16 protein-coding genes and 2 rRNA genes are annotated in these 10,600 nt (G+C 56.1%); 3 read left to right on the plus strand and 15 right to left on the minus strand.

The genetic code is table 11. The features are described from left to right. Positions 1 to 71: 71 nt before the first annotated feature. From erpA to KJA79_RS20000, 9 genes are all read right to left on the minus strand, one after another. On the minus strand, positions 72 to 392 hold the full coding sequence (gene erpA, locus KJA79_RS19960; RefSeq protein ID WP_013248027.1) for an iron-sulfur cluster insertion protein ErpA: 321 nt from the start codon (positions 390 to 392) through the stop codon (positions 72 to 74). 419 nt (positions 393 to 811) lie between these two features. Further along, positions 812 to 1,000: a hypothetical protein gene (locus KJA79_RS19965; RefSeq protein ID WP_213043854.1), complete on the minus strand. Its 189-nt coding sequence runs from the start codon at positions 998 to 1,000 to the stop codon at positions 812 to 814. 92 nt (positions 1,001 to 1,092) lie between these two features. Further along, complete coding sequence (locus KJA79_RS19970; RefSeq protein WP_213043855.1) at positions 1,093 to 1,683, minus strand: phycobilisome rod-core linker polypeptide; 591 nt, start codon at positions 1,681 to 1,683, stop codon at positions 1,093 to 1,095. A 14-nt stretch (positions 1,684 to 1,697) separates the two neighbouring features. Next, positions 1,698 to 1,865, minus strand: a complete 168-nt coding sequence (locus tag KJA79_RS19975) for a hypothetical protein (protein ID WP_213043856.1) — start codon at positions 1,863 to 1,865, stop codon at positions 1,698 to 1,700. Between the two features lie 102 nt (positions 1,866 to 1,967). Beyond that, positions 1,968 to 2,156 carry a hypothetical protein gene (locus KJA79_RS19980; protein ID WP_143833442.1) on the minus strand — a complete coding sequence of 63 codons (189 nt, stop codon included), beginning with the start codon at positions 2,154 to 2,156 and terminating at the stop codon, positions 1,968 to 1,970. Between the two features lie 55 nt (positions 2,157 to 2,211). Continuing rightward, complete coding sequence (locus KJA79_RS19985) at positions 2,212 to 2,820, minus strand: MlaC/ttg2D family ABC transporter substrate-binding protein (RefSeq protein WP_213043857.1); 609 nt, start codon at positions 2,818 to 2,820, stop codon at positions 2,212 to 2,214. Positions 2,821 to 3,017: 197 nt separating this feature from the next. Next, positions 3,018 to 3,314: a ComEA family DNA-binding protein gene (locus KJA79_RS19990; protein WP_213043858.1), complete on the minus strand. Its 297-nt coding sequence runs from the start codon at positions 3,312 to 3,314 to the stop codon at positions 3,018 to 3,020. A 140-nt stretch (positions 3,315 to 3,454) separates the two neighbouring features. Then, positions 3,455 to 3,742, minus strand: coding sequence for a hypothetical protein (locus KJA79_RS19995; protein WP_213043859.1), 288 nt, complete (start codon positions 3,740 to 3,742; stop codon positions 3,455 to 3,457). Positions 3,743 to 3,789: 47 nt separating this feature from the next. Then, a complete protein-coding gene (locus tag KJA79_RS20000; protein ID WP_213043860.1) occupies positions 3,790 to 3,927 on the minus strand; it encodes a hypothetical protein in 138 nt (45 codons plus the stop codon). An 873-nt stretch (positions 3,928 to 4,800) separates the two neighbouring features. On the opposite strand from KJA79_RS20000, the gene KJA79_RS20005 reads away from it, so the two are divergent. Beyond that, positions 4,801 to 5,187 carry a hypothetical protein gene (locus KJA79_RS20005; RefSeq protein WP_246507812.1) on the plus strand — a complete coding sequence of 129 codons (387 nt, stop codon included), beginning with the start codon at positions 4,801 to 4,803 and terminating at the stop codon, positions 5,185 to 5,187. 366 nt (positions 5,188 to 5,553) lie between these two features. Here KJA79_RS20005 and KJA79_RS20010 read toward each other — a convergent pair whose 3' ends face one another. Continuing rightward, positions 5,554 to 6,243, minus strand: a complete 690-nt coding sequence (locus KJA79_RS20010) for a carbonic anhydrase (protein WP_213043861.1) — start codon at positions 6,241 to 6,243, stop codon at positions 5,554 to 5,556. A 75-nt stretch (positions 6,244 to 6,318) separates the two neighbouring features. Further along, positions 6,319 to 7,041, minus strand: coding sequence for a uracil-DNA glycosylase (locus tag KJA79_RS20015; protein WP_246507813.1), 723 nt, complete (start codon positions 7,039 to 7,041; stop codon positions 6,319 to 6,321). Between the two features lie 294 nt (positions 7,042 to 7,335). Here KJA79_RS20015 and KJA79_RS20020 point away from each other — a divergent pair, with 294 nt between their 5' ends. Further along, entirely contained in the window at positions 7,336 to 7,497 is a 162-nt protein-coding gene (locus tag KJA79_RS20020; protein ID WP_213043862.1) for a hypothetical protein, read from the plus strand. Between the two features lie 20 nt (positions 7,498 to 7,517). Beyond that, complete coding sequence (locus tag KJA79_RS20025) at positions 7,518 to 8,051, plus strand: class I SAM-dependent methyltransferase (protein ID WP_213043863.1); 534 nt, start codon at positions 7,518 to 7,520, stop codon at positions 8,049 to 8,051. 186 nt (positions 8,052 to 8,237) lie between these two features. Here the strand turns inward: KJA79_RS20025 and KJA79_RS20030 are convergent, their stop codons facing one another. The 4 genes from KJA79_RS20030 to KJA79_RS20045 form a co-directional block, all read right to left on the minus strand. Then, positions 8,238 to 8,639, minus strand: coding sequence for a hypothetical protein (locus tag KJA79_RS20030; RefSeq protein WP_213043864.1), 402 nt, complete (start codon positions 8,637 to 8,639; stop codon positions 8,238 to 8,240). After that, positions 8,615 to 8,998: an IS110 family transposase gene (locus KJA79_RS20035; protein ID WP_213043865.1), complete on the minus strand. Its 384-nt coding sequence runs from the start codon at positions 8,996 to 8,998 to the stop codon at positions 8,615 to 8,617. The genes KJA79_RS20030 and KJA79_RS20035 overlap by 25 nt, the downstream gene beginning before the upstream one ends. Positions 8,999 to 9,263: 265 nt before the next feature. After that, positions 9,264 to 9,380 (minus strand): 5S ribosomal RNA (rrf, locus tag KJA79_RS20040). A gap of 64 nt (positions 9,381 to 9,444) precedes the next feature. Continuing rightward, a 23S ribosomal RNA gene (locus KJA79_RS20045) occupies positions 9,445 to 10,600 on the minus strand; the annotation flags it as partial.

A 10,600-nucleotide genomic window follows, 5' to 3' on the forward strand; every position in this document is an offset into this window, starting at 1 on the left:
CGCTCACTTCTTGGGAAGGTGAGCCTTCAGTCACGGCGACGATCGCACAGAGACAGCGATGCGAGCCGGAATTAGGCGCTGAATGAGCTCCCGCAGCCGCAGGTCGTCTTGGCTTGTGGATTCTTGATCGCAAATCCCGAGCCCTGCACGCTGTCGACATAGTCGACTTCGCAGCCACTCAACAGCGGAGCGCTTTGCGAATCCATGATCACCTTCACGTCGCCCTTTTCAATCACGGTATCGTCATCGCTCATCTTCGACTCGAACGCCATCCCATATTGATAGCCGTGGCAGCCCCCGCCCTTCACATAAACCCGCAACCCCAAGGTATCTTTTTCTTCCAACATCAACTCGCGAATTTTCTCTTCAGCCGTTGCCGTGATGGTAATCATAATGGTGCTCCCTTGTACTGCTATATGAAACGGGTAATAGTGTCTGATGGAACTACTGGTCACAACGCCGTGCCTCGCCGGAAGCGACAATCGCTCCGTCCACGAAGACGGTATCATCGGTCAGTGCAGGGCACTCTGGCGTAAGAAGCGACGGAGACCGGACAATCAGTCGCGCGGGAAGGAGACTCGAAGCGCGAGGGAGAGAACAGTCGGCGGAGCTAGAGACGTCATATCCTTCACGCTAAGCGCTATGGCGATCGGAGTCAAGGGATATTGAGGCCTAGTCCGTTGGTTGACTCGTGCCCGGGAGGCAGCAAGGGAGTACAGAAGACACCTATGCTTCCAACAACGAGAGACATCGGAGCATCGGCAAACCACATGGCTACCCCACCAATCAGACAGTTAGGCCCGGTGAGGCCTCAGGGCTGGGTGGCGGCCCCGACTGGCACCGGCTTCTCCTGAGGTGCCGTCTGTATTGAGGCCTTCAGGCCTTGGATGGCTCGCGCCACATCTTCCTCTGTCGACCCGAAACGATCCCCCATCACCTTGATGGCTTGATTGATCGACTTTGTCATATTTGCGATGCGTTCCTCCGGCGTCATACTCATTTTCTGCCTCTCTCTCCTGCGATGAGGTTATTGCCGTCCCGTCAAGCCACCTGCACTGATGAAATCCTGAGCCTGCTGCGCTGGAACCGCTGCTATAGAGCCGCTTGCGGGCAACCGACTGCCGCCTGGTTCTCACTGGTTATGTAAGGTACTTTGGTGTCACCGAACCGGTCTCGGTATTCCTTCCCGTCGATCACGTCACGGATCACCCGTTCAAAGCCGAAACTCACCAGATCCTTGCGAGCGCTGGCCAACGACGCACTATCCACACGCCGGCCTAACAACGCACAGTACAGGCTATCGATGGCCTTTTCAGGGGCCGCTACGGGCGGTACTCCCGGGGCCGATCCGGTCTGCGCAGTACCCATGTGGGGTGTTATCCACTTGGCGTTAAATTCCGACGATAGGGCGATCGCCTCAACAATCTGCTTCACATTTTTCTCCCCTCTTGCCAACTGCAACGCATAGCCGGATTGCACCATATACCGTTGTTGGTCCGCCTCGTTCGTCTGAAGCGAACTTGGCTCCGTCCCCATCGGTCGCATGAGCAGCTGCGCATGCGACTGCGCGAGAATTGCCGCAACCTCCTGCGGCGCCCACTCCTTCGCAGCTTCAACCTCACTGAAGCAAGGCGCACTAATTCCCAGCAGGGCGCTTATGATGCATGCATCGCGGAGCCGCATAGTGATGGGTCCTCTTACCACACGCGGGCCGGTCGCCTTGTCGCAAGGTGGATCAGCATCAACAGCATTCCCCCCCCTGTAAAGATCCAATAGACCTGGCTCGGCATCTCGGCGAGCCCGGTCCAATTGAGCCCCCAAACCACGAGTCCAAGCACGAGAGCAATCAACGAGGCATGCAACATGACACACTCCTTACTCTTCCTGCTATCTGCCGGGAATTCCGCTCATCTCGCGCCACAACCGGTCATGCGAACCTACGACGACTGGGGAAGTGATTGCGTGACCTAGCAGGCAGCGACAGCCAAATGCGCCCAGGTCGCGCGGGGCTCCAGATGCCACTGGCGGTGAATATCGATCAGTGAATCGATGACTGCGCCACATTGCCGGCAGCCCCACCCATAGGCCAACGTCCCGCTCACGATATCCTTCATTTTGATCATCATCATGGGCCCATAACAACGCGGACATCTCATTGCGCTCTCTCCCGGGGACATGACCGCTCGTGACCGTGCCATTGCGCCCCTCGCCTCACGACCCGCTCTTCTCAAACAATTTCACGACCAGTGTCTTCTCTTTGATTCGCTCCATCAACTGCGCACAGGAGGCATCGCGAATGATGCTCGCAAACTGCGCATGGTAGCTTGCGACCAGGCTCCCCCCGTCCATCACTGCGTCGTAGACCAGCCAGCGTCCGTCCTGACTGACCAAACGAAAGTCGATGAAGGTGTCAACCTTCTTCCCGACCAGCCGCGTTTTGACCTGCGCGAATGTGCGCTCCCGTTGTTCCGAGAGATAGGTGATCCGTTCACCGGAATACTCCACCATCCGGTTCGCAAGCGCATCGCGAAGCAGCTGGACAAAAAGCCCGACATACTCCCTGCGGGCCACATCGCTCAGCTGCCCCCAGGATGCTCCCAGAGACCGTTTGGCCATGTCCTCGTAATGCACATGATGCCGAATGACCTGTTCGATTTCCCAACGTCGCGCCTCGGATCGAGTCGGGCCTTTGAGCTCCTTGAGGATAGAGAGCAGCTCGGAGACGGTCCCCTTCACCGCCTCGGTAGGGCCCTGCTCGGACCAAGCGGCCGTGGGCTGTACGATGCCCATCAGCAGGCTGATGGATGCTACAAGGGCCATGCCCCGCCAAAATGCCTGACGTAGCCAGAACCTTCTCGCCACCCCTGCTGTTCTACTATTGTCAGTCATACAGTCATTTTTCCCGGTCATTCGAGCCACCCGTCCCAATCCTGAGAGAGAACACCCCGGTCATTCCATACCGGAGGGCCAACACACGCGAGGCACCGATCCCAGGCACCTCACCCATCCCTCACATCTTAAGACTGGTTTGCCACCAGTCGATCCATGATTCTGCCGTAGATGTATTCCGGCAAAATCTCCTTGGTCAGCAACTCTTCTCGATGGTGATAAGGCCGCCCTTCCACGATCTTCTTCGCATAATGCTCGCCGATTCCGGTCAGCGACTTGAGTCGAGAAATCTCAGCCCTGTTGATATCGAGGAGCATATTTCGACCGACTCTCGCAGGCGTCTCACTCGCTCCTGCCACCATTCGCTCCTCGACGGCGCCAGGCCGGCCGACCGATCTTGAACGAACTCGATGTTCCATACGCATACCGTCATCCTTCCTGCATTACTCACCCTTCGGCACAGCCCAGAGCCAAGAAAAAATGGCCGCTACTATCTGCCACGCGCACAGCCGGCACACCGCACCCGGTCAAATCCATGCGCAGGTAGCCACGTGGGACGATCGGGCTACCGTCCAGGAACAGCCCGCATGGATGCACGATCGGATTCATCTCGCTGGCAACTCTGTTCAGCAATCAACCGCTGTCCTGGTGTCGCCCCCTGAGGAATTCTCGTCATGCACATAGGCAGAGTATCCTCGACGGCGCCGGAAGCCACCGCAACGGACTTGACCGGCGCGACGGTCACAACGGGTTTCTGCTCCGTGGCATAGACGGTCAGTGAGACGGCTAGCAACCAAGCGGTTGCCAGAAAAAGACTCAATACTCTCGTAGTGATTGTTCGATGAATACGCATAGGATGAAACCTCCTAAATAGGCAACCGTGTAACTTACAGAAGCCGGCTACCGCCCCCTCGCCACCAGCACATAATCATGCAGGTAGGTGTACAGCATTACGCTCAGCATGGCAGCACCGAAGCAGACCGTCGCGACCGTAAACAGATTGTGTGAGGCCCAAAACAGTACCGTCTGCGCCATCATGGTATCCTCCATTTGGCATCAGATCCCTTGCCGGTTGGCAGGAGACCTCAAGAGCACTCGTAACTCGAATCGTCTCTCTACACAGTGCCGTCCGAGTAACTAGCCCACATCGCAACAACCCACGTGAAGACCATGATTCCGATGAGTGTCCAAATTTGATACATGACAACCTCCTAGCTGCGCGAATCTTGCCGTAAGCAAAAGACTCCATCTTGAGTAGATCGACTGATCGGCCAATGACCGATCACTGCAGGCCTATCATCGCTGGACTCTTGTTCTATGGCGGCGAAGCGGCGAAGACTTGGGACTCGCACGCGCAGGGAGTGAGGGAGAGCAAGAGAGTGCGCGCGAAAGGAGAAAGCCGGCGTGGCTCAGTACGTCATGAGTTCACCCTATAGGGCTGCGAGAGTGGTGTCAACGTGCCGGAGAGCTGGTCTCATTGCAAGAGCATGATTCTATGCGACAATAATTATTCTCAGCGATCGGTCGTTTTGCACCATATTCATGTGTTCATGTGCCGAGTCCCCCAAATCAACAGCATCGCGCATGACCACACCTGCACTTGGGGAGTAAGGAACGTCGACAATGACCGCACCTCCATCGTAAGGTATGGCCGATGCGGCATGAACAAATGTGATACACTCTCGATGGACCGCTGACTCCTCAGCCGATTAAGTTTGCTTCCTATCGACTCTGTGTCCGTAGATTTGTAAGATCGATTCAACCGACCTTCCGTCCGGGATACTCCGCTCGTTTCATTCTGAAATTCGCAGTCGTCAGCCCAGCCGTGTACTGCGATGGAATTGTGGCTCGCGGAATCACGAGACCCCTAGCGGCTACGTACTGCTACGATAACAAGGAGACACACGCGCTATGAGCAACGGGCAAGAAAGTCAGACATCGCCGATGGCACGATGGGTGCGCATTCCAAACGGCACCAAGGTCAGGCACCGACATAAGGGGTATGACGGCCACATCGACGGATTGACTGAGATTGTGGTCGGATCGAATCGAAATCCCGATGGAAAAACACAGTACCGATTGAACATCGGTGGCTCGTCCCGGGAACTGGTTACTGAAGACGACCTCAGCATCCTTGTGGATGGGGACAATCTCGTAATCATGATCCGGCAGAAAGAACCGTATCGTCGCTCGATCACGTCACAACTACACGGCGTGCTCGCCGAAGATCGATTCATCAAAGCCGGCAGATCGAGCGCCGGGCCAGCAACGACGCCCCCTCAATTGCCATCCGCCTGATATACGTCGCTCCGATGCGACCCACGGAGGTGACCATGAGCCACACGACTTCTAAAAAACGCCAACGGGAACAGACACAACGTGAACGCCGTACGCAGAAAGAGGCTCACCGCCTAAAACGAAAAACAGAAGGGCCAAAATTGCAAGGTCAAGATGACCCCGACCTGGCAGGTATGGTCGCAGGACCTCAGCCTCCACGAGAAGATGGCATCCACTAAGTGGTTGAGGCTGGTCGGCATAGATTCACGTAACCACCAACAATCGCTCGAAAGACATTCGAAGTGGAGCTGGGACTGGTGGTCGTGGGAAACACTCGAAGCAATGGTGGGGGCTTGGAACATCCGATCGTTGTCTGAACAAAGAAGATTATTCTTCGTCGATCTCGCGCTCATTCAACGATTGAACCGGTCGAGCATTGTGGCCAATCAGCGACACGAACCGTTCGATATGGGCAGGGGTAATGGAGATGGGTTCCTTCAGCACAATCCAGTGCACCCTCTCCGTACAAGGAGGCGTGGTCAGCGAGCCATCGTAGGCGTAATGGTGCAAGTCTTTCGGCAGCAGGTCCTGTGGGTTAATCAGCAAGTCCCGCACCTCATCCTGCTTCTCGCTCGGAATCCGATCCCACACGGCGGCCAGAGAGGCTGATTCACTACCCAAATCCATCAGCACCGCCAAGACCACCAGATGACCCGTCTCATCTCGATGCACGAGATGCGCTTCCATCGGATAGCTGCGGTCGTTCAGCTGATGTTCACTAGGCTCGTGGAAATGGAACTCTTTGAGCGTATACGTTCGTCCAAGGACTTCAAGCGACTCGCCTGATTGAAAATCCACTTCAATGGTGTGGTGGGAAGTAACAACGTGACCGGGGGCGGTAGTGTAATGCACCAAGAGCCCGTCATGGCTCTGGTGATGGGGAGCGGTGCGAATATTAATGGGCGACTGGTGAGTACCTTTCTCACAGGACGCAGTGGTCGGAGCGATTTCCTCCCAATGCGAGAGCCCCTGGTCGCCATCATACTGCCACGCGATGGGCACTGTGTTCAGCGACAATTAGAATTGCGAGCCGCAAGTCAAATCATTTAGGTGCGAGCAGCGATCGCACCTACCGCGCCACCCGACTCCGACTCAGAGATCAGGAATTTGCCAATCGATCGGTTTAAGATTCGCTTCAGTGAGGGCTCGATTAACCTGCGAGAAACACCGTGAACCGAAGAACTTTCTCGCGGACAAGGGTGAGGGGTGGGCGCAGGAAATCACTACATGCTGCGCAGCCGTGATCAATGCCTGTTTCTTCTTCGCCTCCACGCCCCAGAGCACGAATACCACACGACTTGGTTTTGCATTGACCACCTCAAAGATACGGTCGGTCACGGCCTCCCACCCGCGCCTTCGATGCGAATTGGCGGCATGCGCGCGAACCGTCAAGACGGTATTCAACATCAGTACTCCCTGCCTGGCCCAGGGCATCAGGCAGCCGTTGTTTGGAATGCGGCACCCGACATCGTCTCGAAGCTCACGGTAGATATTTCTGAGGGACGGCGGCACCACGGGAACATGAGGCCGCACCGAAAAACACAGTCCGTGTGCCATACCCGGCGTGTGGTAGGGATCCTGACCAAGTAGCAGAACTTTGACCTTTTCATAAGGCGTGTTGTGCAAGGCCGCATAAATATCTTGGGATGGCGGCAGGATCGTTTCGCCCGCCGTTGCTTCCCGATCAAGAAACATCTCGAGGGCTCGATAGCGATGGCTGTTCACCTGATTTGTGAGCAACTGCTTCCAGCCGGATGGAATGGGAGGCAACAGAAAACGCAACCTATCACCCTCCAGAGGTTTCGAACGAGACATCCCACAGACAGGCACGATTGCGTGGCCACTGAAGGCCATCCCGCGTGAGAGCTGTAAGAAAATCGACGTGGCGCCGGCAGCCCCATGCGTCGATGGAGATCATACTGGAGCAATCACCTTAAAATGTAGGAGAAAACGACAGCAGGTGTGACATCCCCTGACATTGACCGGTGCCGATAATCAGCATAGAGTGTTTGATAGCTTACATTCACCGCACGTGTAGAGGAGAACCTGCAAGTCTTGCGGCCTCGGCGAATCACCCGATTCGTCGAAAGAAAGAAGCGCAGAGATCGCATGTCGATGATCGCTCCGGTGACACGTAAAATACTCAAGACCATCCTGCCGGACTCCACCAGGCGCTGGATCCTGACGCTGGAGAATGCTCACACGCACGGTGGCCTCCTCGAACCGGACTCCACATTGTATCGACGTATCGACTGGTCGGCTCCATACTGACACGGAGAACCCGTTCCTGCGTGCACACCGGACCGTTCAAGGGCATGCGGTATATACCGCATGCCGTCCACGTCCAAAGCAGCGCGTACTGCCCGAAATTGCTCGGCACCTACGAACTGGAGCTCCATCCGGTCGTGGAAGCGCTACGGCCGCAGGCCTCATACCAGCATATCGTCAATATCGGCGCAGGCGAAGGTTACTATGCCGTCGGGTTAGCGCGTCAGTTGCCACAAAGCCGCCTGACGGCGTATGAAGCCGATCCCGAGAGCCGGGCAATCTTGAATCGCATGGCACAGCTCAATGAAGTAGCATCACGCATCACGATCCGGGAATTCTGCACTCCGTCCCTCCTGCAGGAAGCGTTGCAGGGCCTCGAGCACACGTTGGTGGTCTGCGATGTCGAAGGAGGCGAACAGGAGTTGCTCGATCCCGCCTCCATTCCGGAGCTGAGCCAAGCCGATATCCTCGTCGAGCTGCACGACTTCCTCATCGCAGGTATTTCAGATGTGATCAGACAGCGGTTCGCGACCACACACCGGATCACTGAGATTTGAGCCCGGCCGCGACAGCTGAGCGATTGGCCATCCTCCTTGAGCCTCCCGATTGCCTATCGACGAACCGCGCTTTCTGAGTATCGCCCAGGAGGCATGCGTTGGTTCTGGATGTCCGCCAACGATTGAATCTGTCGGGTTTCTCGAGTGGATCGTTAGTCCAATCCCTGTCACAGTACTCTCAGACAGTTACTGGGGGGACAACAGCCGCTCCCCCCGATCTGTTGTGTTTCTGCCCGCACCAACCTCCCCGAAACTGTCATGCGACTTCGAGAAATATCTCCCAACACCAGACGCCTCCACTCCAACTCCTCGTTGACAGCGCTCGTCCTGGGCACAGTACTCCTTGAGTTCGCGATCAACGGTGGTCCCCCGGACATCCACCGCGCGCAACTCTTCAGACAGGGCTGTAAAGGTCGTTCGAGCGAGGGGCGTGAGGTCATTGGTCAGATCCTCGACGAGTCGGGGCAAGGTACGCCGCAAGGAACTCACTTGCTGTGGAACGAGCACTCCGTATTCCGCCACCAGCCCACGAATCTGGTTGACCAGCGCCGTGCGCGCTCCGATCAGGCGTCGCCTGACCCGATGCATATTTTGCAGATCTTGCTGTGCGACGGTATTGGGGGCACGAAGCGCATGGTGGGGCGAAGAACGACTTCACAAATCGCCTCGGCATCATTGAAGTCATTCTTGTTACTCTTCACGTACGGTTTAACAAATTGCGGGCTGATCAAACGCACCTCGTGGCTCAACGCCTGGAACGTGCGACTCCAATAGTTCGCGCCCCCGCACACTTCCATCCCCACAGGGCAGCGAGACAGGTTGGCCATAAACTTGACCAAGGCGGCCCGTAAGAACCGCTTCTGGAACACGGGTCTCCCAGCGGCATCACGCCCATGCACATGAAAGACGTTCTTGGCGATATCGATCCCCAGCGTCGTTAGGCTCATGGTTCCCTCCTCGGTGAAGTGGTGGACTCACATGACTACCACCATGCCAAAGTGAGAGGGATGGGTCCATTCCATTTGGATCCCGCTCCTTTCGCGAGGGACCGTCGAAGCCGCCAGTCTACTCTCGTTTAGAAGTGCTGTCGTTTTCCGGGGAGACGTCAGTTCGGTCTTTCATATCGGGAGTCCCTCAAAACCCCTTGGTTCGATAAATCCCTCGTGGGAAATAAAAGAGCCTGCCCGATTTCTCGAGCAGGCTCTTTTTGTAACCCGGCAGCGTCCTACTGTCCCACTGCCTCACGGCAGCAGTATCATCGGCCTTGGAGGGCTTAACTTCCGTGTTCGGTATGGGAACGGGTGTGACCCCTCCGGCAAGGCCACCGGGAACTTCTGAAGAATCAAANGTCATTCGTTTGTTCTTGTTAAGACCACGTCTATCAGGAGCAAAGGATGTTAAGCCGCACGGACGATTAGTACTGGTTAGCTACAGCCCTTACGAGCCTTCCACACCCAGCCTATCAAACTCGTAGTCTACAAGTGTCCTTTAGGGGGCTTGCGCCCCGGGAGAGCTTATCTTGAGGCAGGCTTCCCGCTTAGATGCTTTCAGCGGTTATCCCAACTGAACATAGCTACCCGGCACTGCCGTTGGCACGACAACCGGCACACCAGAGGTTCATCCTTCACAGTCCTCTCGTACTAGTGAACGCCCCTCTCAACTCTCCTACGCCCACAACAGATAGGGACCGAACTGTCTCACGACGTTCTGAACCCAACTCTCGTACCGCTTTAATAGGCGAACAGCCTAACCCTTGGGACCAGCTTCAGCCCCAGGATGCGATGAGTCGACATCGAGGTGCCAAACCTCCCCGTCGATGTGAACTCTTGGGGGAGATCAGCCTGTTATCCCCGGCGTACCTTTTATCCGTTGAGCGATGGCCCTTCCACGCAGAACCACCGGATCACTAAGCCCGACTTTCGTCTCTGCTCGAACTGTCGCTCTCGCAGTCAAGCTCCCTTCTGCCTTTACACTCGACGGCTGATTACCGACCAGCCTGAGGGAACCTTTGGGCGCCTCCGTTACCTTTTGGGAGGCGACCGCCCCAGTCAAACTACCCGCCAGACACTGTCTCTGCCCTGGATCACAGGGCCAGGTTAGAATATCAGAACAATCAGGGTGGTATTTCAACGTTGGCTCCACCTGACCTAGCGGCCAAGTCTCACAGCCTCCCACCTATCCTACACAGATCCTTCCAACACCCAATGTCAAGGTGTAGTAAAGGTGCACAGGGTCTTTCCGTCTAGTTGCGGGCACCCGGCTTCTTCACCGGAACAACAAATTCGCTGAGTCACTCCCTGAGACAGCGCTCCAGTCGTTACGCCATTCATGCAGGTCGGAACTTACCCGACAAGGAATTTCGCTACCTTAGGACCGTTATAGTTACGGCCGCCGTTTACTGGGGCTTCCCTTCAAAGCTTTGCCTTGCGGCTAACTCCTCCGGTTAACCTTCCAGCACCGGGCAGGCGTCAGACCCTATACATCCACTATCGTGTTTGCAGAGTCCTGTGTTTTTGGTAAACAGTCGCTAGAGCCACTTTATTGCAACC

The organism is Nitrospira defluvii (assembly GCF_905220995.1).
GTDB classification, from domain to species: domain Bacteria; phylum Nitrospirota; class Nitrospiria; order Nitrospirales; family Nitrospiraceae; genus Nitrospira_A; species Nitrospira_A defluvii_C.

Bases quoted from the DNA above. Each gene is read 5' to 3' on its own strand.
- KJA79_RS19965 (WP_213043854.1), bottom strand. From the start codon at position 1,000: ATGAGTATGACGCCGGAGGAACGCATCGCAAATATGACAAAGTCGATC.
- KJA79_RS20015 (WP_246507813.1), bottom strand. From the start codon at position 7,041: ATGTCTCGTTCGAAACCTCTGGAGGGTGATAGGTTGCGTTTTCTGTTG.
- KJA79_RS20000 (WP_213043860.1), bottom strand. From the start codon at position 3,927: ATGATGGCGCAGACGGTACTGTTTTGGGCCTCACACAATCTGTTTACG.
- KJA79_RS19995 (WP_213043859.1), bottom strand. From the start codon at position 3,742: ATGCGTATTCATCGAACAATCACTACGAGAGTATTGAGTCTTTTTCTG.
- KJA79_RS19975 (WP_213043856.1), bottom strand. From the start codon at position 1,865: ATGTTGCATGCCTCGTTGATTGCTCTCGTGCTTGGACTCGTGGTTTGG.
- KJA79_RS20035 (WP_213043865.1), bottom strand. From the start codon at position 8,998: ATGAGCCTAACGACGCTGGGGATCGATATCGCCAAGAACGTCTTTCAT.
- KJA79_RS19980 (WP_143833442.1), bottom strand. From the start codon at position 2,156: ATGAGATGTCCGCGTTGTTATGGGCCCATGATGATGATCAAAATGAAG.
- KJA79_RS19985 (WP_213043857.1), bottom strand. From the start codon at position 2,820: ATGGCCCTTGTAGCATCCATCAGCCTGCTGATGGGCATCGTACAGCCC.
- KJA79_RS20020 (WP_213043862.1), top strand. From the start codon at position 7,336: ATGTCGATGATCGCTCCGGTGACACGTAAAATACTCAAGACCATCCTG.
- KJA79_RS19990 (WP_213043858.1), bottom strand. From the start codon at position 3,314: ATGCGTATGGAACATCGAGTTCGTTCAAGATCGGTCGGCCGGCCTGGC.
- erpA (WP_013248027.1), bottom strand. From the start codon at position 392: ATGATTACCATCACGGCAACGGCTGAAGAGAAAATTCGCGAGTTGATG.
- KJA79_RS20005 (WP_246507812.1), top strand. From the start codon at position 4,801: ATGAGCAACGGGCAAGAAAGTCAGACATCGCCGATGGCACGATGGGTG.
- KJA79_RS19970 (WP_213043855.1), bottom strand. From the start codon at position 1,683: ATGCGGCTCCGCGATGCATGCATCATAAGCGCCCTGCTGGGAATTAGT.
- KJA79_RS20030 (WP_213043864.1), bottom strand. From the start codon at position 8,639: ATGCATCGGGTCAGGCGACGCCTGATCGGAGCGCGCACGGCGCTGGTC.